Raw genomic sequence first — 26,356 nt, forward strand, 5'->3', positions numbered from 1 at the left:
CGGCTGGCAGTGGACACGCGCCAGCCGTACCAAGTCTTTAACGCTGACGGACCACTCTGGCCTCGTCCCAGACCGGTTCGGAGGATTCGTAGACGTTGCCGTCGGAGCCGAAGACCAGGTAGCGATCGAAGTCGGCGGCGAACCAGCGGTCGTGGGTGACCGCCAGGACCGTGCCGTCGAACGCGTCCAGGCCCGCCTGCAGCGCCTCCGCGCTGGCCAGGTCGAGGTTGTCGGTCGGCTCGTCGAGCAGCAGCAACGTGGCCCCGGACAGTTCGAGCAGCAGGATCTGCAGGCGCGCCTGCTGCCCGCCGGACAGCGTGTCGAAGCGCTGCTCGGCGATCAGCCCGGCCAGCTCGTAGCGGGCCAGGGCCTTCATGGCCTCGTTCTTGAGCTTGGCGTGCTCGGCCATGACGATCTCGACCGGGGTGCGGCCGAGCAGGTCGGGCCGGGCGTGGGTCTGGGCGAAGTGGCCGGGCACCACGCGGGCGCCCAGCCTGGCCGCCCCCTCGTGGGCGATCTGCTCCCCAGCCAGCAGGCGCAGGAAGTGGGACTTGCCCGAGCCGTTGGAGCCGAGCACCGCGACGCGCTCGGAGTACCACACCTCCAGGTCGAACGGCCGCATGAGACCCGAGAGCTCCAGCCCCTCGCAGATGACCGCGCGCTTGCCGGTGCGGCCGCCGCGCAGGCGCATCTTGATGTTCTGGTCGCTCGGCGCCACCTCCGGCGGCCCGGCCTCCTCGAACTTGCGCAGCCGCGTCTGGGCCGCGTGGTAGGCGGCGGCCATGCCGTCGTTGTAGCGCGCCTTGTTCTTGAGCATGTTGACCAGGGCCTTGAGCTTGGCGTGCTCCTCGTCCCAGCGCCTGCGCAGCTCGTCGAGGCGCTCGTTGCGGGCCTTGCGGGCCGCGGCGTACGTGGTGAAGCCGCCGCCATGAATCCAGATATTTCCGGACTCGACGGTGATGATGCGGCCGGCCGCGTTCGCCAGGAGCTGGCGGTCGTGGCTGACCAGCAGCACGGTCTTGGGCGTCTCCTTGAGCTGCTGCTCCAGCCACTCCTTGCCGGGGACGTCGAGGTAGTTGTCGGGCTCGTCCAGCAGCAGCGTCTGGTCGGGCCCGCGCAGCAGCGCCTCCAGGACCAGGCGCTTCTGCTCCCCGCCCGACAGCGTCGACACGTCCCGGTATTTCACCCGGTCGAAGGGCACGCCGAGCGCGGCCACCGTACAGGTGTCCCAGAGCACCTCGATGTCGTAGCCGCCGGCGTCGGTGTAGTCGCTGATGGCCTGCGCGTAGCGCATCTGCGTCTTCTCGTCGTCGCGCTCCATCATGGCCAGCTCGGCCGCGTCGAGCCGGTCGGCCGCCTGCCGCACGGCGGGTGGCGCGACGCTCAGCAGCAGGTCGCGCACGCTGCTCCCGTCGCGCACGCTGCCGATGAACTGCCGCATCACGCCCAGCCCGCCGGAGCTGGTCACGCTGCCCTCCACCGGCTGCGCGTCGCCGGCGATCAGGCGCATGAGAGTGGTCTTGCCTGCGCCGTTGGGCCCGACGAGCGCCGCCTTGACGCCTTCGCCGATCCTGAAGGACACGTCGTTGAGCAGGGGCCGCCCATCGGGCAGCACGTGTGTCAAATGTCCTACTTCAACGTGGCCCATCCTGGCAGGGTAGCCGCCGCCCGCCACGCGGTCACCCGGATTTCCGCTCGCTCACACAGGCCCTAGACAGTAAGTGATCTAATGACTAGAACTGTAGGGAACCCCCTCCCCTAGGACAAGTGATGACGCGATTCCGCACTGCCCTCGCACCCCTCGCCATCGCGTTGCTCGGCCTCACCGCCGTACCGCAGCAAGCCTGGGCCGCCCCGCCCAAACCCGTACCGCCCGTGCAGGGGAAGCAGGCCGCCACGGCCGCCTCCCCCTGCGCGCCCACGGTCACAGGGGCCACCACGAACGCCCGGCTGACCAGCCTGTTCACCACCCACGGCAACGACAACAGCAGCCTGAACGACTGGACCGGCGCCGACGGGACCTACTCGCTCAGGCTGCCGAGCGGGCGGGAGCTGTGGGTGTTCTCCGACACCTTCCTCGGCCGGGTCAACCCCGACGGCTCGCGGCCCCCGGTGGTCGAGGAGGGCGGTACGACGGTCTTCCTCAACAACTCCTTCGCCGTCGAGCGGGACGGCCGGCTGTCCACCATCCATGACGGCACGGCCGCGAAGCCGGAGGCCGTCATGCCGCCGCGCGACAAGAACCACTGGTACTGGGCCGGTGACGCGACCCTGGCCGGCGGGATCGTGGAGGTCACCTACCAGGAGTACGAGCGCTACGGCCCCGGGGCGTGGGACTGGCGCTGGCACCGGAACGTGCTGGCCAGGTTCGCCCCCGGGCGGCTCCAGCAGCCGATCAGCGTGCACGACCTGCCCTCGGGGCACGGCGCTCCTGGGCCTCCGGGACCCTCAAGGACGGGGGTTACACCTACGTCTACGGGGTGGAGGACCTCGGCTCGCCCAAGTACATGCACATCGCCCGGGTCAAGGGGCAGAGCCTGCTCGGCGCCTGGGAGTACCTCAAGGCCGACGGCACCTGGTCGGCGAGCGAGGCCGACTCGGCGCGCGTGATGAGCGGGGTGGCGAACGAGTACAGCGTCAGCCGCGTCGGCTCCGGATACGTGCTGATCACGCATGACACGACCGAGGCGCTGAGCGCGAACATCGTGGCCTACTCCGCGTGCTCCCCCTTCGGCCCGTTCACCGGCAGGCAGCACGTCTACACCACGCCCGAGACCGGCGGGAACATCTTCACCTACAACGCCCACGCCCATCCCGAGATCGCCGGCGGCGGGCTCGTGGTGTCGTACAACGTCAACAGCTTCGTCAACACCGACCACTACCGCGACGTCTCCATCTACCGGCCCCGGTTCCTGGATGTGACGTTCGGGTGAGACGCAACTGGGCGGCGCGCCTGCGGCTCGGCACCATCGCCGGGCTGCGGGCGGTCACGCTGGAGAACGAGCGGCTGCGCGTGACCGTCCTGCCCGGCAAGGGCGGCGACGTGGTGGAGTTCCTGCACAAGCCCACGGACACGGACTTCGTCTGGCTCTCGCCGCAGGGTCTGCGCGACCCGCACGACCACCTCCGGGGCGCGGCCGACGACGTCGCCCAGTTCGTCGACCACTACGAGGGCGGCTGGCAGGAGGTCTTCCCCAACGGCGGCGCGCCGAGCGAGTACCGCGGCGCGCGGCTGGCGCAGCACGGCGAGGTGTCCGGGCTGCCGTGGGAGTGCGCGGTCGTGGCCGACTCCCCCGAGGAGGTCGCGGTACGGCTGAGCGTGCGGACGCGGCGGCTGCCGTACCGGGTGGAGAAGGTCTTCCGGCTGCGGTCGGGCACGGCGGCGCTGGAGATCGAGGGGCGGGCCACCAACGAGTCGGACCTGCCGCTGCATGCCATGTGGGGGCAGCACATCGTGTACGGCCTGCCGTTCCTGCGCCCGGGGGCCCGGATCCGGCTGCCGGAGGGTGTGCGCGTGATCCCGCACGAGAGCGCGATCAACCCGGCGGCCGGGCGCAGGGTCCGGGCCGGCGGGCCGTGGGAGTGGCCGGTCGTGCCGGCCGACGGCGGCGGCGAGACGGACCTGAGCGTGGTGCCCGGGCCGGGCGGGCCGAGCGACATCGTGTACCTGACAGGCTTCGACGAGGGTTGGTACGAAATTTCGGGGGATATCGGTATGCGGGTGGAGTGGGAGGCGGCGCTGCTGCCGTACCTGTGGATGTGGCAGGAGCTCGGCGCGTCCACGGGCTACCCGTGGTGGGGGCGGGCCTACACGGTCGGGCTGGAGCCGTTCTCCAGCATGCCGACCGACGGCCTGGCCGCCGCCGTGGCCAACGGCACGGCCCTGGCCCTGGACCCGCAGGAGACGAAGGTGCTGAGGTTGCGCGCGGAGGTGCTGGCATGAACGAGTTCGGCGGCAAGGTGGCGCTGGTCACGGGCGGTTCGATGGGGATCGGGCGGGCGGTGGTGGACCGGCTGGCCGACGGCGGGGCGTCCGTGGTCTTCTGCGGGGTCGACAAGGACGCGGAGCTGGACAGCGAGCACGTCACCGGCAGGATCGCCGACGTGCGCCGGGCCGGCGAGATGCGCGACCTGGTGGACCTGGCCGTGACCAGGTACGGCGGGCTCGACATCGTGGTGACCTGCGCGGGCGTGCAGCGCTACGGCACCGTCGAGGACACCCCGGAGGACGTCTGGGACGAGGTGCTGGACATCAACCTCAAGGGCGTCTACCTCGCGTGCAAGGCCGCCGTCCCCCGGATGCGCGAGCGCGGCGGCGGCTCGATCGTGATCATGTCGTCGGTGCAGGCGTTCTCCTCGCAGGCGCAGGTGGCGGCGTACACGGCGAGCAAGGCCGCGCTCAACGGCCTGACCAGGGCCATGGCGCTCGACCACGCGGCCGACGGCATCAGGGTGAACGTGGTCTGCCCCGGCTCGGTGGACACCCCCATGCTGCGCTGGGCGGCGGACCTGTGGCGGGGCGAGCTGTCGCAGGAGGAGCAGGTGGCGCAGTGGGGCCGCGCCCACCCGCTGGGCCGCGTGGGCCGGCCGGAGGAGGTGGCGGAGCTGGTGGCGTTCCTGGCGGGGCCGCGCTCGTCGTTCATCACGGGGGCCGAGCACCGCGTGGACGGCGGCCTGCTGGCGCAGAATCCGGCGGCGCTGCCGGAATAGCCGCACCGATCGCCGCGCGAACAGCGTCACGAATGGCTTCCGAATAGGTCTTGCGCAGCCCACGGGTTCCTCCGGTCGCACACCCGAGCTGGCAAGAGTTGCGTCAATGCGACGAAGTCTCCGGTCATACCCCTGATACGAGTGGGTCTGGCGGGCCTGGGCACGCGACCCCTTTCCCGGGGCGCGCAGCCCTTATGGAATCGGCGAGTCACGACGGCTCGTATTCGATTCGGCACGCTAAGTTACGAGGTCGAAACGACTCACCCATGAGGAGAGACCTGTGAGGCTATCCAAGAAGGCCGCCGGCTTCGTCGCCGCGGCCGCTATCTTCGCGGCGGTCGTCCCCGCTGCCGCCGCGGTGGCAAGCCCCCGCTCGACCTGCTACGGCGGTCGTGTCTGCCTGTACGCCGGCTTCGACTACAACCGCGGACAGGTCGACCACTGGCGGGACTTCGTCAAGGACGATTCCAACTTCGCCGACAACAACTGGCTGAACTGGGACTTCAGCAACTCCTGGCACAGCATGAACAACGAGACCAGCTCCGTCAGGAACCGCATCGGCTGCAGCGCCACTCTCTGGCAGCACCCGGGTTACACGGGCGCCCACAGCACGTTCACGCACAACTCGAACGACGGTTTCCTGGCGAACAACGCCATCGGCAACAACCGCACCAGCGCGATCGACATCTGGTGCCACTGAGCAATAAGGGGAGTGCCGGTTTCCGGGCTTGGCCGCCGGAAACCGGCTGCCGCGGTCTCCTCGCCAGCGCGCTGTTGCTGGTGACGACCACCGCGGCCTGCGGCGCCGACGAGCCCGCGCCACCGACGCCCGTGCGGGGCGTCACCAAGGTGTCGCAGCTGGTGCTGCCGTTCGACGCCTACAAGACCACTCCCGAGCAGCGGGCCGTCCTGGGCAACGCCCACAACCACCTCGTCGTCCGATGCATGCGCAAGCAGGGCATCAGCGTCGCCCCACCGGCCGAGGACCCGGCCGAACTCGCCGCCGTGGACCCCGGCAACTCCCGCCGCTACGGCGTCACCGACACCGAGGCCGCCAAGCGTCACGGTTACCACCTGGCCAGGCCGCCCTCTCCCGACACGACCGGCGCCTGGGCCACCAAGCTGCCGAAGCGGACCCGGCACCGCCTGTACGGCACCGCGGCGGACCGCGGCTGCCTGGACCGCGCGACGCTCACCCTGGACAAGGGGGCGCGCAAGGCGGACTGGCCGTGGCTGTCCCTGCAGGACTCGCTCACGCTGGAGCAGGCCGCCAAGCACCCGTCGGTGACGGCGGCGATCAAGCGCTGGCAGTCGTGCATGAGCCAGGCCGGCCACTCCTACCCCGCTCCCGAGGCGGCCATCGCCGACGGCCGCTGGAACCTCGACGAGGCCGCGGTGAGCGAGGAGGAGCGGCAGACCGCGACCGCCGACACCACGTGCAAGTGGTCGTCAGGCCTGGTCGCCGCCTGGTACGCGGCCGACGCCGAGTTGCAGCGGACCGTCATCCGCGACAACCCGGGCCGCTTCGCCGCCCTGCGCGCCAACCTCAGGCAGCGCCTGAGCCGGGCCTCACGCCTGCTCGCCGAGCACGAAGGCGGCCAGGTCCGCTGACTGGGCGAGCCTGCTGGGCTCGTGGACGTACATCATGTGGCCGGCCTCGTAGTACCTGAACTCCACGTTGCCGGCCAGCTCGGTGGGCACGGGCAGGTGGGCGAAGGTGTGCTCGGCGGCGAAGTACGGGGTCGCGCCGTCGTGGTACCCGCAGGCCACGTGCACGCGCAGGTGCGGGTTGGCCCGCATGGCGGCGGCCAGGCGCGAGGCCACCTGCACGTGCGCGTTCTCGAACTCCTTGTACGACCAGGGCCGCACGCGCGAGGTGAGCACCTCGTACGGCAGGTCGTTGGCGTAGCCCAGCTCCGAGCGAAGGTAGTGGTTGAGGGCCGCGCTGTAGGGACCCATGATCGCGTCCATGCTGGGGTCGGCGGTGAAGTGCTCGCGACCGGAGTCGGGGTCCCAGCCGGTGAAGCGGCCGTCGAGCCGCCCCACGATCTGCCGCCGGGAGCGCAGCACCTCCGTGAAGTACCGGATGTGCTCGATGCGCAGGTTCACCCGGTCCACGTAGTCCTCGCTCAGCCCGGTGAGCGCGGCCACCCTGGCGACCGCGGCCGCACGCTCCTCGGGCGTCAGGCGGTTGCCGCGGGTCAGCGCCCACAGGTAGTCGCCGCCCGCGTACTCCTCGGCCTCGCGCAACACCTCGGCCAGCGGCCGGTCCCCGTGCAGCCCGTGGTAGTGCGCGATGGCCGCGTAGGTCGGCAGGTAGAGGGCGTAGGCCAGGTCGTTGCCCTCGTTGAACTCGCCCGTGATGAAGTCGAGCACCGAGGAGATCAGCATCACGCCGTTGAGGTACATGCCGTAACGCGACTGCAGGTGGTCGGCCAGCCCGGCGGCCCGCACGGTGCCGTACGACTCCCCGGCCAGGAACTTCGGCGACATCCACCGCCCGTTCCTGGTGGTCCACAACCTGATGACCTCGCCGACGGACTCCAGGTCGCCGGTGAACCCGTGGTACGGCTCCGCCTTCTCCCCCTCGGCCGCCCGCGAGAACCCGGTGGAGACCGGGTCGATGAAGACCAGGTCGCTCACCCGCAGCAGGCTCTCCTCGTTGTCGGCCAGCCCGTACGGGGGCGGCAGCAGCGCCCCGGCGTCCCCCATCACGACCCGGCGCGGCCCGAGCACCCCCAGGTGCAGCCACACGCTGGACGACCCGGGCCCGCCGTTGAACGCGAACGTGACCGGCCGGCTCAGCGGCTCGGCCCCGTCCAGCGTGTACGCGGTGACGAACACCTCGGCCTTCGGTCGCAGACCCTCGAACTTGCCGTCGGTGATCACCTCCTCGCGCAGCACCATGGTGCCGGTGGTGGCGGTGTAGGACTGGCCGGACGGCAGCGTGTGGGAGGTGGCGACGAGGTTGTCGGCAGGCGCGGCAGGCTTTGACTCTTCAGACATATCGCCCCATTATGGTGCGATTTCCCGATGCGGGTCCGCGAAGCGCTCGTTGGGCACCGTGGCGTACCAGCCGGGCCGCCCGGGGTCCCGGTCGTACGGGTAGCCGCCCAGCTCCCGGTAGAGCTCCGCGTAGCGGGCCACCCGCTCCCGGTCCAGCCGCACGCCCAGCCCCGGCCCCGGCGGCACGGCGATGGCGCCCTCCGAGTACGCCATCTTGCCGCCCTCGATCACGTCGTCCCTGAGCTGGTGGTAGTGCGCGTCGGCGGCGTAGGTGAGGTTCGGCAGCACCGCGCCCAGGTGCAGCATGGTCGCGAGCTGGATGCCCAGCTCCCCCGACGAGTGCACGGCCACCCCGAGCTGGAACGTCTCGCACACCCCGGCCGCCTTCACGCACGGCCTGATGCCGCCCCAGAAGGTCGTGTCCAGCAGCACCACGTCGGCGCCCCTGCGCAGGACGTTCGAGGCCAGCTGCTCGAAGTTGACCACGACGGTGTTGGTGGCCAGCGGCACCCGGACCTGCTCGCGTACGAGCCTGAGCCCTTCGAGCCCCCAGACCGGGTCTTCCAGGTAGTCGTTGTTCAGCCCCTCGATGGCCCGGCCGAAGCGCAGCCCCTCGGCCACCGAGAGCACGGCGTTCGGGTCGTAGCGCAGCCGGTCGCCGGGGAACGCCGCGGCCAGCGCCCGGTAGCACTCCAGCTCGTAGTCCGGCGGGAAGACCCCGCCCTTGAGCTTGTGCACGGTGAACCCGTGGGCCTCCTTGAGCGCGGCGGTGTGCGCGACGAGCTGGTCGGGGGTGCGGATCTCGGCGTGGCCGTCGGCGGCGTACCGGAAGAACAGGTAGGAGGCGAACGGCACCTCGTCGCGTACGCGCCCGCCGAGCAGGTCGTGGGCGGGCACGCCGAGATGCTGGCCGACGAGGTCGATGCAGGCGAACTCGATGGCGGCCAGCAGCTGCGTGCGGTTGTTGTAGAGCGAGGCCGTCGGGTTGGCGATCTTGAAGCGCAGCGCCTCCAGCTGGAAGGGGTTGTGGCCCTTCAGGTACGGCATCAGCGCGCGGAAGGCCGACTCGGCGCTCTCCCCGCCACCTCCCATCTCCCCCAGGCCGATCAGCCCGTTGTCGGCCTCGACCTCGACGATCGTGCGGACGAACCGGCCCCAGTGGGCGCCGTTGCTGTGCCGCAGCGGCGCCTCCAGCGGCACGGCGACCGTCGTGGCCCTGATGTCAACGATCTTCACTGGCGCGTCCCCCTGACGACGGCCACCCCGCAGGCGGGCAGCCGTACCTCGACCGTCTGTTGCCCCGGCATCGACACCCTGACCTCGACCGGCTCGGCGGCCAGCGACTGCAGCCGCACGCCGTCCCAGCCCAGGGACGTGACCAGCACGTCGGGGTGGTCCACGGACACGTACGTCTCGGAGACGTCGGGGCTGTCGGTGATCAATGCGCCCACGAACGGCTCGCACAGCCCGGAGGCCGCCGCCGCGCCGAGCCGCCTGCCCTGGACACCCGCTTCCGAGGTCACCGCGTAGCGGAACGTGGTCTCGCCCTGCTGCTGCGCCGGGAAGTTGGTGTCCCAGATGTTGTTGAGCGCCCAGGAGTAGACCGTGCCGTCCTCCTGGTCGAGCGTGGGCGGGAACGGCGCGTACGGCATGTGGATGGTGCCGAGCTGCACGAGCGGCGCCTCCAGCGTGGCCCAGGCGACGGTCAGCTCGGGGTCCTCGAAGGCGATCCAGTGCCTGATCGGCAGCATGTACTCGGCCGAGCCGGGCACCCGGGGCACGTCCGGGCCGCCCACCCCGCCGGTCAGCTCCCAGGCGGTGGACCGGCCGGCGGCGAACGGGAAGGCCAGGAAGACCGCCTCCTTGGCCGGGGTGCCCTGCTTGGCCAGCTGGTAGGTGAGGTCGAGGCGGGGCACGCCGTGGTACAGCTCGATCGTGGTGCGGATCCAGTCGACGCCCTTGCCGCTCAGCTCCACGACCAGCTTCTCGCCCACGGCCGTCCGCTTGGCCTCGGTGATGGTGGCGTGCCTGCCGATGGCGCGGTCGCCGAGCAGCGTGCGGTCGTGCGCGCCGACGTGCCCGGACAGGTGGTTGAAGTGCGGGGCGGTGGCGTACTGGTCGTAGACGTACTGGCCGAAGCCGGCCGCCGCGTCGCCGTTGACCAGCTCCCGGCCCGCGCGCTTGTCGAAGATCGAGCTGAGGTAGCCCTCGCGCACGTCGTACGCCACCCGGTAGAACTCGTTCTCGATCACCCCGCTCAGGTCCAGCTCGACCGGCTCGGGGGCCTGGCTCTCACCCGGCACCACGTCGACGCGGGCGTAGCCGAACCCGGCGACGTCCGGGACGACCGCGTGGACGTGCCGCCCGATCGGCCGGGTCGGCCAGTCCACCGGGTCCACGAACTCCTCGTGGTGCGGCAGCGTCCGGCCGGTCCGCGAGTCCACCAGCGCGATCGGCACGTCCACGCCCACCACGTCCCTCGGCAGGAACGCGCGCACGATGTCGGTCCGCGTCCAGGTGCCGGGGTTGAAGACGGCGAAGGAGGCCAGGGCGCCGCCCTCGGTGCCCGACTCCGACAGGGCGGCGGCGAACCTGCGGGTGGCCGCGTGCAGCAGGTCGGCCGCGTCGTCCTGGGCCGAGTACGCGCCGGAGGACTTGCGCGTCCACTGCAGCCCGCCCGAGTCGCCCGCCTCCTCGGCGTCCTCCCACGGGTTGGCCGCGCCCCAGGTGTGCTCGTTGAACAGCGCGACCTTGTCGTAGGCGGCGTCGATCTGCTCGGTGGCGTCCACGCCGGCGATGGTGTGCAGCGTCTCGGCGACGCGCAGGGCCGACTGCGCCCGGCGTACGTACCCGAGGGGGCGCGCGCCGGAGCCGAGCCCGTCGGCCCACCAGTCGGTCCAGTCGCCCTCGTGCACCGCCAGCCGGTCGTGGTAGCGCTCCTCGACGTGCTCGAAGAAGTCGCTGTTCACCGCACTTCTGAGGCGGGGGTAGGCCCACTGCTCGTTCCACCGGCGCGCGATCGACGCGGGCACGATCGACGGCCCGGCGTTGTCGGCGTGCGCGCCCTGCACCCGCAGGTGCAGCACGTCCAGCTCGTACGGCTCCTTCGGCGCGTCCGGCCCCTGCCACCCGAACGTCCCCGGCCCGTACGGGTAACCCCGCGTGGCCAGCGCCGACAGGTAGCGCGGCAGCAGGTCGTCGGCCAGCGCGTAGGAGTCGGTCAGCCCGACCGTGTTGCCCTCCATGTACGCCATCCCGTGCGGCGTGTCGGTGAACCACACGATGATCTCGTTCCCGCTCGGCGCCCGCCACCGGAACGGCCTGGTGAGCTTGTCCCCGCCGTGCAGGTAGGGCACCGACCGCCCGGCCCAGTTGTGGGCGGCGGCCAGATAGCGCACGCCCGCCGAGCTGAGCGCGTCCACCAGCCCCACGACCGCTCCCGGCACGTCGGTGTGCATGGCCGACCTGGTCGCGAAGCCGTACTGCCGCTCCAGCCGGGCGGTGAAGCGCAGCTGGCGGTACAGCTCCTCGGTCGAGCACGCCTCGGTGTGCAGCTGGAACGGCAGCGCCGTCACCTCGATCACGCCGGCCCTGGCCAGCGCGGCGAACGAGTCGACCATCTCCTTGGGCCGGGCGTCGAGCCACTTCAGTGCCGGCATCGACGACTCGACCGTCCACCTGAACTTCGCGTCGTCCGGCCAGGACGCGGTCTCCTCGGCCAGCCGCAGCGCCGCGTCGAGGTAGTCGAGGTGGTGGCGCAGCACCGTGCCCTGCGGGTCGGTGTAGCCGATGTCCAGGTGCGAGTGGTGCACCACGAACACGCTCCACTTGCGCTGGGGGGTCACCGTGACCTGCGCGGTGCCGACCACCCCGGCGTCGTCGCGGCACTCCAGGGTCAGCTCGCGCGGCGCGTCCACCTCGGGCACCAGCAGCGTCACGTCGGTGCCGGACGCGCTGTCCACGCCGACCAGCACGTGCGTGAGCGGCTCGGTGCTGGAGACCCGGACCGCCTGGCGGCCGTCGTGGGTGAACAGCGGCAGCACCGCGACCCGTACCTCCAGCCCGCGCACGCTGATGACGGGCGTCGAGGTGTCGTCGCGCAGCGCCTGCCTGATCCCGTCGTAGTCGGGGCTCCCCAGGCTGCGCTGGAGCAACCGGCTGGTCATTGAACACTCCCTAGAGACAGGCCCCTGGCGAAGAGGCGCTGGGTGGCGAGGAACAGCACGACGGTCGGCAGCGAGACCACGAGCCCGGCGGCCAGGCCGACGGGGACGGGGGTGCCGGCGTACACGTCGGTCATGAGGCCCGCGATGGCGGTCATCACCGGCCGCACGTCCTCGGTCTGCGTGAGGGTCAGGCCGAAGATGAGGTCGTTCCAGATGAAGGTGAACTCGAGGATGAACACGGCCATCAGCGCGGTGAACGAGATCGGCAGGTAGATCCGCCAGAAGATGCGCCAGGTGGTGGCCCCGTCCATCCGGGCGGCCTCGAAGATCGAAAAGGCCACGCCGGTGTAGAAGTTGCGCAGGACGAACGCGGCCAGCGGCACGTTGATGGCCGTGTAGATGAGGATCATGCCGACGCGGCTGTCGTACAGGCCGGCGTCGCTGTAGCCGACGAAGAGGGGCACGAGCAGCATCTGGGAGGGGAACACGGTGCCGCCGAAGATCAGCAGGAACCACCAGAAGCCGTGCCTGAGCCGCAACACCACGATCACATACCCGGCCAGCGCCCCGATGATCACGCCGAGCAGCGGCGAGACGAGGCTGTAGAGCGCGGTGCTGGCCAGGCTCTGCGTGAGGTTCGCGCCCTCCAGGGCCCGGCCGAAGTTCTCCAGCAGCGCGAAGTCGCCGGACGGCACCCACGCCCGGCCCGGATCGTACGACTCCGCCGGCCGGGAGGCGTTCACGAGCAGCAGGTACGTCGGCCCGAGCCAGATCAGCCCGAGCACGACCAGTACGACCCGCCTGATCATGCGGCCGTCACCTGCCTCCGGAGGTACAGGTAGGACGCCAGCCCCGTGACGACGGTCAGCATCACCGCCACCGCCGAGCCGTAGCCGTAGTCGCTGGCCACGAACGTCTCCTTGTACATGGTCACCGCCAGCGTCTCGGAGTTGCGCCCGGGGCCGCCCTGCGTCAGCACCCACACGATGTCGAACGTCTTCAGGCTGGCCACCAGCGCGAGCCCGACCACGACCGCCGTCAGCGGCCGCATGAGAGGCCAGATCACGTGCCGGAACAGCCCCCACCCCGACGCACCATCGAGCCGGGCCGCCTCGATCGGCTCCTTGGGGATGGACTGCAGCCCGACCACGAACAGCAACGTGTTCACGCCGAGCTGCTGCCACGTCCAGACCGCGAGCATCGCGAACGTGTTGGCCGGCGACTCCTGCAGGAACGCGGTGTCCACGCCCAGCAGCAGGTTGGCCACGCCGTCATGCGACAGGATCGGGCTCCACACCATGGCCAGGCCCGCGCCGCTCAGCGCGTACGGCAGCATGAACGGCACCCGGAACCACGCGCCGCCCTTGATGTCGTAGGACAGCACCGCGACCAGCAGCCCGAGCCCGACCGGCAGCACCATGGTGCCGATCACCCAGATCAGCGTGTTGCGGGTCGAGGTGAGCAGCGCCGCGTCGTCGAACAGCTTGGCGAAGTTGGCCAGGCCGATCCACTGCGGCGGCTCCAGGCCGTCGTACCGGGTCAGGCTCAGGTAGGCCGTCCACAGGAACGGCGCGTACAGCAGCCCCGCGACCAGCAGGGCCGCCGGCGCCACGTAACCGTGCCGGAACCGCCCGAGCATTGGGCGTGCACTCACTGATGCGTGCTCCAGTACTCGTCGGCGGCCTTCTGGATCGTGTCCAGGACCTCCTTGTAGGTGTCCGGCTCGGTGACGAACTTGGAGAAGCCGTCCAGCGCGGCCGTCAGGATGGGCGGCGGCGTGGCCTCGAAGTAGCGGTTGACCAGGCGGTACTTGCCGCCGCCCGCGTCCTTGGTGACGGTGCCGAGCACCTTGTCGTCGATCGTCACCTTGGGGTTGGCGCTCACGTCACCCCGGCTCGTCGCCCACTTCTCCTGGGCCTGCGAGGTCGTCCACCACTTGAGGTACTTCATGCCGGCGTCGGGGTCGGCCGCCTTGGTCAGCGAGCACAGCGGCCCGCTCTCGAAGATCATGGAGGTCTTGGGGAGCGACGGGTTGACGTTCGGGATGACGAAGAAGTCGTAGTCGGTGCCGGCCTTCATGCTCCGCTGGGTCATGCTGGTGTTGAACCAGGTGCCGAAGGAGACCATCGCGGCCTTGCCGTTCTTCATCACGTCGCCGGGGTCCGTCTTGTCACCCGGGTTGATGAAATATCCGGCGTCGATGAGCTGCTTCCACTTCTCCATCACCTGGACCACGCCGGGGTCGGTGTACTTCGCCTTGCCGGTGGACAGGCGGTCGTACAGGTCGGGGTCGGTGCCGGCCATGAGCTGCTCGAACCAGACGAAGGAGAACAGCACGCTGGTGTGGTAGAAGGCCTTGACGCCGTTCTTCTTGAGCGTCTCGGCGGTGGCGACCAGGTCCTCCCACGTCTCCGGGGGCTTGAGACCGTACTTGTCGAAGATCTTCTTGTTGTAGAACATGCCCCAGTACGCGACGTTCATCGGCACGCAGTACTGCTTGCCGCCGATCGTGTAGTAGGGGACGAGGTCCTGCGACAGGTCACCGGCCTTGATCGCCTCCTGCCAGACGGCCGTGGTGTCGGCCACCTGCTTCTGCTTGACGATCTCCTCCAGCATCCCCCCGGTCTGCCAGGTGAACAGGTCGGGCTTGACGTTCGTCCGGAACGACGCCTTGATGAACGCCTGGTACTGGGCCGAGTCGGTGTATCCCGTCGGCTTCATGCCCAGGCCGATGCTCTGCTTGGACAGCGCGCCCATCTGGTCGAAGTACTTCGTCCACGCGCCCTTGTCGTTGTACAGCGTCAGTTCGGTCTTCTTCTGCGGCGCCGCGGCGCCGTTGCCACCGCAGGCGGTCAGGACGAGCGCCGCCACGCCGAGCGTGGCCACACGTGACCGGAACATGGGCCGGCCTCCTTGGTTCTTATCGGGGGGTTCGCAACCTTTGCTCTACAACCGTCTTCACGTCGACCAGGTGGGCCCGCATGCGCGCCTCGGCCTGCGCCGCGTCGCCTGCTTCGATGGCCTCCAGGATCGCCAGGTGCTCGTCGTAGTCACGGCGCCGGTCGTCGAAGATCTGCAGGATCTCGCGCTGCTCCGGCCCGTGGACGGTGAGCAGCGAGTCGACGACCTCGTGCAGCACGCTGTTGCCCGCCATCCGGGCGGTCGCCCGGTGGAAGGTCATGTTCGCGTCGTGCAGCTCGGCGTCCTCGCCGCGCAGGTGCCTGCCCGCCTCGTCGAGCACCCGCCTGAGCGCCGCCAGCTCCTCGCGGCCGACGTGCTCGGCGGCCATCGCGGCCAGCGGCGGCTCGATCACGATGCGCGCGCCGAGCAGCTCCAGGAGCTGGGCGGCGTGGATCTCGCGCATGTTCGGGTTGGGCAGGACCAGCCGTTCGATGTCGGCCCCGACGTAGATGCCGGAGCCGTGCCGCATCTCGATGGCCCCGGTGGCCTCGAGCCTGCGTAGCGCCTCGCGCAGCGTCGGGGTGGTGACGGCGAAGCGCTGGGAGAGCTCCCTGGTCGAGGGCAGCCTGTCGCCGGGCCGGTGCCCTCCCGTACGGATGAGCTCCAGCATGCGCTCGGTCAGAGCGTCGGAAAGCGTGGGCCGCGCAACCTCGGACATATCAAGTGATCTAATCACTTCTGGCGATCGGCGTCTATGAGGAAAGTGTTTTTCGCCCCAGGAGACGGGTGATGGTGCGGATCGCGGCCGTCCTACTTCTTGATCAGGTTCATCATGATGTCGATCTGGCCCTTGCGGGAGCTCTGCACCTGGGCCGCCCACCGCTGGACCTCGGGGTTGGCGCCGCCCGACACCTCGGCGGCGGCCATCTGAACGGCGTCGTCCTGGTGCGCGATCAGCAGGTTGCACAGGTCGTACTCGAAGTTCTTCGACTTCTTCAGCGCCTGGACCTGCTTGACGTCGGTCTCCGGCATGCCGCCGTGGTGATCGTGGGCGCTTGTGGCCGGGGCGAGCGGCTGGTCCCAGGAGTGCAACCAGCGCAGCATCATCTCGACCTCGCCCTGCTGCGTGCTCTCGATGGCCGCGGTCAGCGTCTTCAGCTCGGGAGTGGTGGCGCGGGACGTGCCCACCTTGGCGATCTCGATGCCCTGCCGGTGGTGCTGCACCATCATCTGGACGAACATCACGTCCTCGGCGTTCACCTGCGGCTCGGGCTCGCCCTGACCGCACGCGGCGGCCAGCAGGAGGCACAGGGCCGCTAAGACCTGCCTTACGCGCACTGGTGACTCCTCTAACTGATAGGAAACCTTCCTAAGAGTTGACGATTTCCACCAGGCGCGCAAGGCCCGGCACATCCGCACCGTAACCGTACACAAGGGGTTACGTCATGTCCGCAGGAAGCCGAGCGCCTCCTCCGTGTGCTGCCGGGCGATGCCCAGCATGAACTCCCGGTCGGGGAAGTCCCCGTCGAGCAGCCGCAGCGGCCCCGCGACCAGCGACAGGTGCTGGGCCAGGCGATAGAACCGCAGCCTGCGCTCGTCCAGCCCGTCGACGCGCAGCGCCGCGTAGTGGTCGTGGAAGCGGATGCGCAGGAAGACGTGCTCCCATTCGACGTCGAAGAACATGGTGCCCTCGATGTCGATGAGCACCGGCTCGTCGTGCTCGTCCATCAGCACGTGGTCGGGCCCCAGCTCGCCGTGGATGAGACCGTGGTCGGAGCGCGGCTCCACCCTCGCGGCCAGCTCCCGCGCCTTCTCCTCCAGCGCCTCCCGGGCCCGCCCGATCGTCACGACCCGCGACGCGGCCTCGGCCAGGTCCCGCAACGCCCACTCCAGCACCAGCTCGGGGCAGGACCGCCGCAGACCCTGGCCGCTCTCGACCAGCGCGACCCGCCCGAGCTCCGGCGACCGGCACCCGGCCATCGCCCGCAGGCTGCCCGCGAGCCGGTCCAGCGCCTTCGGGTCCCTGCCGAGCCGCTCCTCCAGCGTGCCGCCGCGGACGTCCTCGATCAGGGCGACGTCGGCCGGGTAGTGCTCGTGGCCGGCGTCGGCGAAATGCAGGCGCGGAACGCGTACGCCGAGGGAGCTCAGGCGCGCGTGCGCGGCCTCGAAGAGCCGCAACCCGGACGGCTCCGTATCCCTTGCCGCGGTGTCCCAGAAGTTCTCCTCCTCGGACCAGACGTAGAGGACGACGCTCGGGCCGCTGTCGAAGGAGAGCCGATAGACCCCCTTGCTGCTGCCCCCTCGGAGCCGGTCCACCCCGGCGAGCCGGCGGCCGGGCCCGAAGACCTCGCGCACCAGGCCGCCGAGCCGCTCCCGATCCGCGAACCTACGCGGCCCCCTGCCGCACCGATCCCCCACGGCCGGTGCCGCGTCGCTCATGTCCCCCGCTCCAGCCGGGGCCGCGCCGGTCATGTCCCCCGCCCCAGTCGGGCCCGCGTCTGCCGGCTCGCTCACAGCCGCTGCTCCAGCCAGTGCCGCATCGGCGCGAAGCCCAGGCCGTCCTCGAAGAACGCCAGCGCCGTCTTGTTGACGGCCCACACGTCCGTGACCAGGCTCGTGCAGCCCACCTCCCTGGCCGCGACGCGAACCGCCTCGACCAGCGCCGAGCCGGCCCCGCCCCTGGCCGCCGCCGGATCCACCGCTATGTGCTCGATGGCCGCGAAGTTCCTGGGCCGCGTCAGCACGTCGCCGGCACGTCGGTGGACGGTGGCCGTGACGTAGCCGATCGCACCCCCGCGCGACTCGGCCAGGACGGTGGCGTCTTCCTGTGTGGCGGGTCGCACCCGTATTCGGTCGTCTGTCATGGAGGGATCGTGGACCTCGATCATCCGGCGGCTCCACGGGTTTCCCGGCCGGTCCACGATTGACATCAACTTCGCTTGAGGTTGCACCGTGTCGGCATGGGACTCTTCGAGATCGGCGTCATTCTGCCCGGGGTAGCCGTACAGCGCAGGGACGGCCTCACGCTGCAGGATGCCGCCCGGCACGCCGAGGACGCGGGGCTGGACGGCATCTGGCACGGCGACCACCTGGCCGTCGGCGGGCCGACGCTGGACGCGCCGATCGCCCTGGCCACCGCCGCCGCCGTCACGAGCCGGATCCGGATCGGCACCAGCGTGTTCATCCCGGCCATCCGCCCCCTGGCCTGGGCCGCCAAGCAGATCGCGACCCTCGCGTACGTGTCCGGCGACCGCCTCGTGCTCGGGGTGGGGTCCGGGGGCGGCGCTGGGCAGTGGGCGGCGGCCGGGGTTCCGTACGGGGAACGCGGACGGCGTACGGACCTCGCGCTGGAGCTGCTCCCCCGGCTGCTGGCAGGCGACCCGGTCACCCTGCCGACCGACCACACCCCACCCGGACCCACCCCTGACCAGCCACCCGCACCCGACCCCGCCACCCCCGCGCCCGTCCGGCCGCGCCTCCCGTCCGAGACCGGACACCGGCAGAAGCCGGGACCGCCATCACCGGCCAGGCAGCCCCAGGAACCAAGGCTGCCGTCGGCGGACGGCCAGTCCCAAGGGCCGGGGCCGGTTTCAGCGGCCGGGCAGCCGCAGGGGCCGGGTCGTGCCGGGGCGAGGGTCCAGTTGGCGCCTGCCGTGGCGATGCCGCAGGTGTGGGTCGGGAACGCCTCGGCGGCGGCGATCCGGCGGGCGGCCCGCCTCGGCGACGGCTGGTTCCCTTCCCTGATCTCACCCCACGAGGTCGCCTCGGGCCGGGCCCGTCTGGCGGAGCTGGCCGCCGGGCACGACCGCCCGGCGCCGCTCATCGCGATCGGCGGCACCGCAGCCCTGGGCGCCGGCCCCGGCCTCCCCTCCCGCGAGGAGATCGCCTCGAACATCGCCACCGGCTACGGCCGCCCCCTCCAGGACGTCATCGACCTCCCGCTCACCGGCCACCCGAAGGCGGCCGCCGAACGGCTGGCCGAGTACCGCGAGGCCGGCGCGACCCACGCGGTCATCGGCATCTCGGGCGGCGACTGGCGCGCCCAGGTGGACCTGCTGGCCGAGGTCAGAAGCCTGCTGGGCTAGCGGCTCCCCAGGGATCGGCGACCCGCAGGGGTCAACCGCTCCCCAGGCGTCTGCCCTTCGGCGCGCGCGTCAGCCGAGCCGCGAGGCGGCGGTCCAGCAGTCCTCGGCGCCCGGCTGCCCGCACCCCCTCAGCCGATCGAGCACCCTGCCCAGATCGGCGGTCCTGGCATGGTCCGGGTCGTTGGACTCCTGCCCCGGATCCCGCACGGTGTCGTAGTACTCGGGCCTCGGATCCCCCTCGTACTCCACGTACAGCTCCCCGGCCGTCCGCACGGCCGCGTAGCTCGGCGGCCCCGGGTTGCCCGGCTGCGGTTCCTCGGCATCCGGGTCCGGCTCCCCGGGCGCGGCCGGATCCGGCTTGACGTGCTCGATCAGCGCGGCCTGCCGCCAGTCCGTCACCTTGCGCCCCTGGACGAGCGGCAACAGGCTGCGCCCGTCGCGGTTCTCCGCCGTCACCCCCGCCATGTCGAGGAAGGTCGCGAAGAGGTCCACGTTCTGGGCCAGGGCCGCGCTCACCAGGTCACCCCGCCGCCCGGCGGCCGGCCGCTTGACCAGCAGCGGCACCCGTACGTCGTGGTCATAGGCGGTGGACTTGCCGCGTACGAGCCGATGCTGCCCCAGGTGGAACCCGTTGTCGCTGGTGAAGACCACATAGGTGGCCCGGCGCTCGGCCTCGGTCAGCGTGGCCAGCACCCGCTCCACCATGTCGTCCACCGACTGCACCATCCGGATCCGGTCCCGGAAGTCCTTGCGCAGCTCCTTGACCAGGCTGGGCCCGATGGGCGCCCGCCGGACCCAGGACGGCTTGTCGGCCGTGTCCTCGTCGAACGCGGGCAACGCGGCCACGTCGATGGTGGCGCAGTCGGGCCCGCCGCAGTCCCCGTGCGGAAACTCGCCGGCGGGAAACTGGTTCTTCGGCCGGTCGCGCCGCGCGGGCGGGAAACGCGGCTCCTTGTCACCCGGCTGGGCCCCGATCCTGGCATGCGGCGCGAACGGCGAGACCTGGAGGAAGAACGGCTCCCCCGGCGCGTGCCGCCGAGACCGCTCGATGAAGTCCACGGCGCGCTGCCCGAGCTCGTCCACCAGATAGGTGCCGCCGGAGGGGTCGATCGGCTTGTCCCCGGCCGTCTCCTCCTTGATGTAGCGGGTGAGCTGGTACTTGAACTCGCTGTATCCACCGCCCGCCGACACGTGCCACTCGTCCCACCCGACCGGCACGTGATAGTCGTCGGCCACCGGATATTCGTTGATGTACTTGCCGAGGTAACCCGTCCGATAGCCGGCCTGGTCCAGCGCGACGGCATACGTACGCCCCTCGTGTGGCGCGAACGCCCGGTAACCGCCACCGTCCGACCCCGTGTTCGTGGCGACCCCCGTGTTGTGCGGGAACTGGCCGGTGAACATGGAGGCCCGCGACGGGCAGCAGAGCGAGTTGGACACGTAGTAGTCGGTGAACGTCGTACCGTCGTGGGCCAGGCCGCGCACGGCGTCCATGTACTGGAGCAACTCGGCCGACATGTCATCGACCAGGAAGAAGATGATGTTCGGCCGCCTGGGCGCGGCCGACGACGTCCCGGCCCCCGCCTGCGTGGCCACGGTCATGGCCAGCACGACGGCCAGCGCCACCGCCAGGCCTCTCCTGATGTTCCCCGCCACGGACATGACTGCCCCTCTGACAGACGATGGAGATCGGCGTCGACGCTAATCCCGGACGAAACCTCCGGGCAACCGATCCGCCCTCCAAATCTCCTGGGAAACCGCGAAGTTGCCGCTGGCCAGCGAAGTCCAGCAGGATTGTCGGCACACTTTCCACGAAGGCGGCCTGGTGGATTTCACCGTTCAGTACGACCCCACTCCCGACGAAGTCGTGCGGGCTTTCGAGCAGGGCGCGAAACGCCAGCTCAGGTTCTTCTACCGGCTGCTCCCGTCAATCCTGGTGATCGCGGGCGTCGTATGCGTCCTGACGGGCGGGCGCGCCCTGGGCGTCGGCATGTTCGCCGGAGCGGTCGCGTTCCCCTTCGTCCTGAACTGGTCGATCCGCCGGATGTCCAGGCGCCAGGTCACCTACCTCTGCGTGCCCACCACCCTCCACCTGACCGGCGACGGGTACGAATGCCGCACGGAACAGATCACCACCACCATGCGCTGGTCATTCTTCACCGAAGTGGTGACGGGCCCGGAATTCTGGCTGCTCTTCGTGAACAAGCAACCCGCGGCCTTCCTCCCCAGGCGCGCCTTCACCCCGGAGCAGCAGGCCGAACTGGAGGCGGTCCTGTCGGCGACGGGAAAGGCGGGGGCCGGCTGAGGCACGGCTCACACGGCCTCGCTCTGACGCCTCCCCGGCCGGCCCTTGGCCTCGCGGTTCTTGCGCCCGTTCCTCCTGCGCTGCTCCACCACGAAGAGCAGGAACGGAAAGATCAGCGAAAGGGCGAACTCCTTCATGCCCAGGCCTCCCAGCCCCACGGCGAGGCCGCCGGCGCCCACGGAGACCACGACCAGCCCCGACGGCCAGTGACGGGTCAGCCTGGAGCGCAGCACGACCTTGCGGTGATGGGCGCGCAGGATGGCGGCCGGCGAGCGGTCCCGCGCGCTGCCGCGCTGCACGACGACGGCCTCCCGCGACCAGGTCGTGATGTCCCCGGCCCGCAGCAACGGCACGCGCTTCAGGTCGAGGAGGGCCTGCATGCAGGGCCAGGTGCTCCAGAGCGTCGGCTGCTTGCTGGTGTACTGGCCCGGCCAGTAGCCGGAGAAGCGCCTGTCGTCGTCCTCGGTGATCTGCGAGCGGATGATGGTGTTGGCGGCCCTGGTGACGAGACCGGCGGGCGGGCCGTCGGGGTGGCGCAGGAGCGCCGACAGCGCGATGGGCAGGGCGTGATGGTAAATGACCTGATCCCATCCCTGGTCGCGGTCCCGGTCGTCATTTCTGGAATTCGGGTACGGGCTCACGTGATATGACTCGATGGACCCGTCGATAATGGTCGGATCGACATTCTCGCAGAGCCAGGAATAAGCCCGCAGCAAACGCTGGTCCCGCCACGTCGCGTTGATCTCCGAGAGGGTGAGGAGCACGAAAGACGTGTGCGGCACCGTGGTCTGCTCCCCGGCATTGGCGCTCCATCCGAAATTGCCCTCGTCCTGTTGCCGCAGGAGCCAGTTGACCCCGTCCGCGACGGCCTTGTGCCGGGGGTGGAGGCAGTTCAGCGCGCGCAGGCCCAGGCAGGTCAGCCACACGCGCGATCGGCATCCGCGATGCGACCCCCAGCCGCCGTCGTCGTTCTGGTTGTTGATCAGCCACGAGAGCGCGCGCCCCACGTCCGGCCCGCCCTCCGCATGGTGCAGTCGGGCGTGTCCCAGGAACCTCGCCACCCAGCCCGTCGCCTCCATCAGCGGGACCCGGGCCTGCGTCTCGGTCCACCAGCCGCCGTCCTGGAGGGGGTCGTCGGACGCCACCTGGCTGGCCCGCAGGAACGACAGGCCGGCATCGAAATTCGCGAACCCCACCTGTTGCTCATGGAACGCGGTCAGGGCGATGGCGGTCGCGGTCGCCGCCGGCTTGGGGTCGGCCAGCCTGTGGTGCCACCCGCCCCCGTGGGGTGTGGCGGTGTAGGTGGCCTTGAGGAGGCCGAGCGCAGCTTTCAGACACTCATCGACGTGCATTACGTCAATCGCTTGCGCCATACGGAATGCCGATCTACCTGAGGGGTTGTCTAGAGAGATACCCGGCATTCATGCACATATCACCTTGCGTACTTTATGAGCACTATGCGGCTGGAGTAACACAAGGGATTGCATGCAATACTGACTTGGGTGTCATCTCGCAAACACTCACTCGGGCATTTTGTATCATTCCTCCCAAAATGGGGAGATGTGGTCATGATAGGCGGCCACCACGATGATGCGGCACAATTGATGGCAGATGGGCGATATGTAGCCCATCATGCGCAGTGGTCGGGATCGAATTCGCCGGGGCACCCGCGCTCGCTGAGACGCGCCCCTCTCGGCGACTCCAAGCTCCCCTACCCGGCCGCCGCCTTCGCCGGCGCCTGGCTCCACGTCGAAGCAGACACCCCCAACCCTGAGAAGCTGCTCGGCGAGATGGCCCGTACGGTGCGTGCCGAAGGCGTGATCGGCGTGCACACGGCGGACGCGACCGACCTGCACGACTCGATGCTCGCCGAGGCCGACCGCCTCGGGCTGCGCCCACGACCCGACGGAGCGGGCCAGTCGATCGTGGCCACCGCCCCCCACCTCGCGGACGGCGCCCACGGCGACGAGCACTGCGTCTTCTGCCACCCGCTCCGGTTCCGGATGAACAGCGTCGCGGGCCTGCCCGGCGCGGCCGGGGTGCTGTGGGGCGACGACAACGTCTTCGTCATGCCCGACCTCGCGCCCGTCGCGCCCGGGCATCTCCTCATCGTCACCACCGAACACCTCACCGCGCTGGCGAGCGCCGACCCGGGCCTCATCGACGTCGTCGAATCGGCGAAGAACCGCGTACGAGAGCTGTTCCGGGCCGCCTACGACGGCTCCGACACGGTCTTCGTCGAGCACGGCCCGGCCCAGCCGTCCGGCGGCGGCAACTGCGTCGACCACGCGCACCTGCACTGCCTGCCGGCCGCGCTGGTCGGCTCCATCGGCGACGAGCTGGACGCGTTCCTGGCGGAAGGCCGACTCCCGGCGAGCCGGACGCGGGTCACCTCCCCGCACGACGTGCGAGCGCCGTACATTTATCTGGAGGAGGCCGGAACAGCCCAGGTGGCACACCTGGGACCGGTGGTCACGAGCCAGCTGCTGCGCCAGATCGCGTTGCGGACGACCGGCGACACCGGGCCCTTCCGGTGGCAAGAACGCTTCGTGCGACACGACAGTGTGCGACTCCACCACGACACACTCGGCTCCCTACTACCTTTCCTTGGCCCGTGAAATGAACCTGCGTCCCGGCGCGACCCTCGCACAGTACGGCGAGCGCGCCATCCTCGAAGACGTCGTCCTGCCCCGCTTCGGCATCCAGTCCGACGACTGCGCCACGCTCGCGCCCGTCCCCGCCGGTCACGACATCGTCATGACCATGGACCCGTGCCCGACCCCCGTCGTCTGCCTCCTCGAACAGCACCTCGACGGGAAACCCGTCGACTACTGGCACTACGGCCGGCTCACCGTGCTCATCAACGTGAGCGACCTGGCGGCGATGGGCGCCAGGCCCGCCGGTCTGCTGGTCTCGACGGTGATGCCGGCCGACATGCCGATGACCGACTACAACCGGTTCCTCGACGGGCTCGAGGAGGCCGGCGAGGAGTGGGGCTGCCCCGTCCTCGGCGGCAACATCAAGGACGGCGACGTCTTCACGGCGACGGGCACCGCCGTGGGCACCGTCCCTCGCGGGACCGCGCTCGCCAGGACGGGCGCGAGCACCGGCGACCTGGTGTGCGTCCTCGGGGACATGGGCCTCTTCTGGTCCGCCGTGCTCGCCCGGCTGCGCGACGTACGGCTCGACGGTCTCGACCCCCAGCATTCACGTGCCCTCGACCAGGCCCTCTACCGGCCCTCCGCCAAGGTGGAGATCGGCATGGCGCTGGCGGCCGAGGGGCTGGTCACGGCCTGCATGGACGCCTCCGACGGTGTGAGCGGCTGCCTGGTGGAGCTGGCCCGCCGCAACGGCGGGTCCGTCCACCTCGACCAGGCGCTGCTGACCCCGTCGGCGCCCGTCGCGTACGTGGCCGAGGCGCTGCGTGTCGACCCCCGCAGCCTCATGCTGGCGTGGGGCAACTGGGAGCTCGTCGTCACCACGCCACCCGGCCGGCTCGACGCGCTGATGGCCCTGGCCGCCCGGCACGGCACCACCTGCCGACAGATCGGCGAGCTGCGGGACCCCAAGGATCATCTGGTCCTGCTCGACGGGGAAGAGGTGACGGACTTCTCCTCCGAGCGCTTCACGAACCGCTCCTACTTCACGCACGGCCTGAACGCGTACGCGGACTGGCTGCTCAAGCAGACCTTCACCGTCCCGCCCGCGGCAGAGGAGGGCCTCTAGGCTCTCATCACCCCGCCATGCCCCGGCCACCTTCCGCCCGGGGCATGGCACCGCCGACCGGTCAGAGCGTGAGGCAGCCCACGAGCGGGACCTCGGGCGGGACGGTCACGGCGGCGACGGGATCCGCGGCGCCGCCGGTCGTGCAGTTGGTCATCAGGATGGGATCCACCTTGCTGGCCGACTCCAGGACCTGGACCTTCGCGGGATCGACGACGGCGTGGGCGGCTGTGGCGGGCAGGGTCATGCCACCGGCGACGGCGATCAGCGCGGCTACCTTACGGGGCGATACACGCATCCGAAACCTCCTCGATGTGTATGCGAACAACTATCGTTCGTTACGGATAGTAGTTAAGCTCTAACGCCTTGTACATGACAGGTACATGAGAAACGCGCCGCCGTTGCGCTCCCGTATCGGTCAGGGGGTCAGGACGGTCTTGCCGGCCAGCCGTCCGGCCGCGGCCTCGTCGTGCACGGCGGGCAGGTCGGCCAGCGTCCGTCGCCCGGCGACGTCGATCCTCAAATCCCCGGCGTCGACCCGGGCGACGAGCTCGGCGAGCTGGGCGGCATCGCTGCGCACGAAGACCCGCACCGTACGCACCCTCCGTCCGGCGTCCTCGGGCCCCGGGGTGGTGGTGCTGACGAAGACCCCGCCGTCAGCGACCAGCTCCACCAGCGCCGCCGTCTCCTCCGGGCCGGTGGACACCAGGTTCAGCACCGCGTCGAACCGCTGCCCGGCCACCGCCTGCGGCAGCGGGGTGGCCGTGTAGTCGACGATGCGATCGGCACGATAGGAGCGCACGCGGTCGAGGCTGCGCGGGCCGGCCGTGGCGGTCACGGTCGCACCGGCCTGCTTGGCCAGCTGGACGGCGTACCCGCCGACGGCACCGCCCGCGCCGTTGATCAGAATCGTCTGCCCAGCCTCCAGACCGGCGTGCTCGAACAACGACTGCCACGCCGTCAGCCCGGCCGCGGGCAGGGCGGCGGCGTCGGCCAGGTCACCGGTACGGGGGGCGGCGGCCAGCGTCCCGGCGGGCGCGGCGACGTACTCGGCGGCGGCGCCGGGCGCGGTCATCGGCAGGAACGCCACCACCGCGTCCCCGGCCTTCCAGCCGGTCACCCCCTCGCCGACCTCGGCGACGACCCCGGCCACGTCGAAGTTCGGCACGTGCGGGAGAGCCAGCGGGAACACCTCCCGCAGATAACCGGCCCGGATCGCGACGTCCACCGGATTGAACGAGGTGCCGGCCACCTTCACCACGACCTCCCCCGCACCGGCCACCGGACGGTCGGCCTCCTCGTGGACCAGGACGTCGCTGTCGCCGTAGGAGTGGTAACGCACTGCCTTCATGATCTCTCCTCCGCTTGGTGCTTCGAATTTGAAGCGCATGATGACGGTAACGTGCTTCGAGTTCAAAGCAATACCTTTGAGGGGGGTGACGCTCGTCACAGTGCTACGA

General features: G+C 70.4%; 25 protein-coding genes. 10 read left to right on the forward strand and 15 right to left on the reverse strand.

Features of this window, described 5'->3' with window-relative positions; genetic code table 11:
- Positions 1-37: 37 nt before the first annotated feature.
- Entirely contained in the window at positions 38-1,648 is a 1,611-nt protein-coding gene (locus ACTWPW_RS25745; protein ID WP_443170136.1) for an ABC-F family ATP-binding cassette domain-containing protein, read from the reverse strand.
- A gap of 122 nt (positions 1,649-1,770) precedes the next feature.
- Between ACTWPW_RS25745 and ACTWPW_RS25750 the strand changes: the two genes are divergently transcribed.
- The 6 genes from ACTWPW_RS25750 (at position 1,771) to ACTWPW_RS25775 (ending at position 6,321) form a co-directional block, all read left to right on the forward strand.
- Positions 1,771-2,610: a hypothetical protein gene (locus ACTWPW_RS25750; RefSeq protein ID WP_443170137.1), complete on the forward strand. Its 840-nt coding sequence runs from the start codon at positions 1,771-1,773 to the stop codon at positions 2,608-2,610.
- An 8-nt stretch (positions 2,611-2,618) separates the two neighbouring features.
- Positions 2,619-2,933, forward strand: a complete 315-nt coding sequence (locus tag ACTWPW_RS25755; RefSeq protein ID WP_443170138.1) for a hypothetical protein — start codon at positions 2,619-2,621, stop codon at positions 2,931-2,933.
- On the forward strand, positions 2,930-3,943 hold the full coding sequence (locus ACTWPW_RS25760) for a DUF4432 family protein (RefSeq protein ID WP_375110657.1): 1,014 nt from the start codon (positions 2,930-2,932) through the stop codon (positions 3,941-3,943). The genes ACTWPW_RS25755 and ACTWPW_RS25760 overlap by 4 nt, the downstream gene beginning before the upstream one ends.
- The gene (locus ACTWPW_RS25765) at positions 3,940-4,710 is read left to right on the forward strand and encodes an SDR family NAD(P)-dependent oxidoreductase (RefSeq protein ID WP_375110655.1); all 771 of its coding nucleotides are present in this window, start codon (positions 3,940-3,942) and stop codon (positions 4,708-4,710) included. Before ACTWPW_RS25760 ends, ACTWPW_RS25765 begins: the two co-directional genes overlap by 4 nt.
- Before the next feature lie 280 nt (positions 4,711-4,990).
- The gene (locus tag ACTWPW_RS25770; protein WP_364115816.1) at positions 4,991-5,410 is read left to right on the forward strand and encodes a peptidase inhibitor family I36 protein; all 420 of its coding nucleotides are present in this window, start codon (positions 4,991-4,993) and stop codon (positions 5,408-5,410) included.
- A gap of 80 nt (positions 5,411-5,490) precedes the next feature.
- Positions 5,491-6,321, forward strand: a complete 831-nt coding sequence (locus ACTWPW_RS25775) for a hypothetical protein (protein WP_375110653.1) — start codon at positions 5,491-5,493, stop codon at positions 6,319-6,321.
- On the opposite strand, the gene ACTWPW_RS25780 is transcribed toward ACTWPW_RS25775, so the two are convergent.
- The 10 genes from ACTWPW_RS25780 to ACTWPW_RS25825 all read right to left on the reverse strand — a co-directional run bounded on the left by ACTWPW_RS25780 (position 6,280) and on the right by ACTWPW_RS25825 (position 17,647).
- On the reverse strand, positions 6,280-7,716 hold the full coding sequence (locus ACTWPW_RS25780) for a S10 family peptidase (RefSeq protein WP_443170139.1): 1,437 nt from the start codon (positions 7,714-7,716) through the stop codon (positions 6,280-6,282). The genes ACTWPW_RS25775 and ACTWPW_RS25780 overlap by 42 nt on opposite strands.
- 9 nt (positions 7,717-7,725) lie before the next feature.
- Positions 7,726-8,952, reverse strand: coding sequence for an enolase C-terminal domain-like protein (locus ACTWPW_RS25785; RefSeq protein WP_375110651.1), 1,227 nt, complete (start codon positions 8,950-8,952; stop codon positions 7,726-7,728).
- On the reverse strand, positions 8,949-11,882 hold the full coding sequence (locus tag ACTWPW_RS25790; RefSeq protein WP_443170140.1) for a glycoside hydrolase family 38 N-terminal domain-containing protein: 2,934 nt from the start codon (positions 11,880-11,882) through the stop codon (positions 8,949-8,951). The genes ACTWPW_RS25785 and ACTWPW_RS25790 overlap by 4 nt, the downstream gene beginning before the upstream one ends.
- The gene (locus ACTWPW_RS25795) at positions 11,879-12,691 is read right to left on the reverse strand and encodes a carbohydrate ABC transporter permease (protein WP_375110649.1); all 813 of its coding nucleotides are present in this window, start codon (positions 12,689-12,691) and stop codon (positions 11,879-11,881) included. Before ACTWPW_RS25795 ends, ACTWPW_RS25790 begins: the two co-directional genes overlap by 4 nt.
- Positions 12,688-13,536 (reverse strand): carbohydrate ABC transporter permease, encoded by an 849-nt coding sequence (locus ACTWPW_RS25800; RefSeq protein ID WP_375110648.1) that lies wholly within the window; start codon positions 13,534-13,536, stop codon positions 12,688-12,690. Before ACTWPW_RS25800 ends, ACTWPW_RS25795 begins: the two co-directional genes overlap by 4 nt.
- On the reverse strand, positions 13,533-14,783 hold the full coding sequence (locus ACTWPW_RS25805) for an ABC transporter substrate-binding protein (RefSeq protein ID WP_443170141.1): 1,251 nt from the start codon (positions 14,781-14,783) through the stop codon (positions 13,533-13,535). Before ACTWPW_RS25805 ends, ACTWPW_RS25800 begins: the two co-directional genes overlap by 4 nt.
- Before the next feature lie 19 nt (positions 14,784-14,802).
- The gene (locus ACTWPW_RS25810) at positions 14,803-15,501 is read right to left on the reverse strand and encodes a FadR/GntR family transcriptional regulator (RefSeq protein WP_375110646.1); all 699 of its coding nucleotides are present in this window, start codon (positions 15,499-15,501) and stop codon (positions 14,803-14,805) included.
- 92 nt (positions 15,502-15,593) lie between these two features.
- Complete coding sequence (locus ACTWPW_RS25815; RefSeq protein ID WP_375110645.1) at positions 15,594-16,121, reverse strand: DUF305 domain-containing protein; 528 nt, start codon at positions 16,119-16,121, stop codon at positions 15,594-15,596.
- 105 nt (positions 16,122-16,226) lie between these two features.
- Positions 16,227-17,222 carry a phosphotransferase family protein gene (locus tag ACTWPW_RS25820; protein ID WP_443170142.1) on the reverse strand — a complete coding sequence of 332 codons (996 nt, stop codon included), beginning with the start codon at positions 17,220-17,222 and terminating at the stop codon, positions 16,227-16,229.
- A gap of 71 nt (positions 17,223-17,293) precedes the next feature.
- Positions 17,294-17,647, reverse strand: a complete 354-nt coding sequence (locus ACTWPW_RS25825) for a GNAT family N-acetyltransferase (RefSeq protein WP_443170143.1) — start codon at positions 17,645-17,647, stop codon at positions 17,294-17,296.
- Positions 17,648-17,743: 96 nt separating this feature from the next.
- On the opposite strand from ACTWPW_RS25825, the gene ACTWPW_RS25830 reads away from it, so the two are divergent.
- The gene (locus tag ACTWPW_RS25830) at positions 17,744-18,868 is read left to right on the forward strand and encodes an LLM class flavin-dependent oxidoreductase (protein WP_443170144.1); all 1,125 of its coding nucleotides are present in this window, start codon (positions 17,744-17,746) and stop codon (positions 18,866-18,868) included.
- A gap of 69 nt (positions 18,869-18,937) precedes the next feature.
- On the opposite strand, the gene ACTWPW_RS25835 is transcribed toward ACTWPW_RS25830, so the two are convergent.
- The gene (locus ACTWPW_RS25835) at positions 18,938-20,530 is read right to left on the reverse strand and encodes a sulfatase family protein (protein WP_443170145.1); all 1,593 of its coding nucleotides are present in this window, start codon (positions 20,528-20,530) and stop codon (positions 18,938-18,940) included.
- 103 nt (positions 20,531-20,633) lie between these two features.
- Between ACTWPW_RS25835 and ACTWPW_RS25840 the strand changes: the two genes are divergently transcribed.
- Positions 20,634-21,173, forward strand: coding sequence for a YcxB family protein (locus ACTWPW_RS25840; protein ID WP_443170146.1), 540 nt, complete (start codon positions 20,634-20,636; stop codon positions 21,171-21,173).
- Positions 21,174-21,181: 8 nt separating this feature from the next.
- Here ACTWPW_RS25840 and ACTWPW_RS25845 read toward each other — a convergent pair whose 3' ends face one another.
- Positions 21,182-22,594: a prenyltransferase/squalene oxidase repeat-containing protein gene (locus ACTWPW_RS25845; RefSeq protein ID WP_375110639.1), complete on the reverse strand. Its 1,413-nt coding sequence runs from the start codon at positions 22,592-22,594 to the stop codon at positions 21,182-21,184.
- Between the two features lie 183 nt (positions 22,595-22,777).
- Between ACTWPW_RS25845 and ACTWPW_RS25850 the strand changes: the two genes are divergently transcribed.
- Together ACTWPW_RS25850 and ACTWPW_RS25855 are read left to right on the forward strand one after the other, a co-directional pair.
- Positions 22,778-23,791 carry an HIT family protein gene (locus ACTWPW_RS25850; protein ID WP_443170147.1) on the forward strand — a complete coding sequence of 338 codons (1,014 nt, stop codon included), beginning with the start codon at positions 22,778-22,780 and terminating at the stop codon, positions 23,789-23,791.
- Positions 23,781-24,899, forward strand: a complete 1,119-nt coding sequence (locus ACTWPW_RS25855; RefSeq protein ID WP_375110637.1) for a thiamine-phosphate kinase — start codon at positions 23,781-23,783, stop codon at positions 24,897-24,899. The genes ACTWPW_RS25850 and ACTWPW_RS25855 overlap by 11 nt, the downstream gene beginning before the upstream one ends.
- 61 nt (positions 24,900-24,960) lie before the next feature.
- On the opposite strand, the gene ACTWPW_RS25860 is transcribed toward ACTWPW_RS25855, so the two are convergent.
- Together ACTWPW_RS25860 and ACTWPW_RS25865 are read right to left on the reverse strand one after the other, a co-directional pair.
- A complete protein-coding gene (locus ACTWPW_RS25860) occupies positions 24,961-25,194 on the reverse strand; it encodes a hypothetical protein (RefSeq protein ID WP_364115867.1) in 234 nt (77 codons plus the stop codon).
- A gap of 120 nt (positions 25,195-25,314) precedes the next feature.
- Positions 25,315-26,247 (reverse strand): NADP-dependent oxidoreductase, encoded by a 933-nt coding sequence (locus tag ACTWPW_RS25865; RefSeq protein ID WP_375110636.1) that lies wholly within the window; start codon positions 26,245-26,247, stop codon positions 25,315-25,317.
- Positions 26,248-26,356 lie beyond the last annotated feature (109 nt).

Origin of the sequence: Nonomuraea sp. KM90, from assembly GCF_052246675.1 — a bacterium.
Taxonomy (GTDB): domain Bacteria; phylum Actinomycetota; class Actinomycetes; order Streptosporangiales; family Streptosporangiaceae; genus Nonomuraea.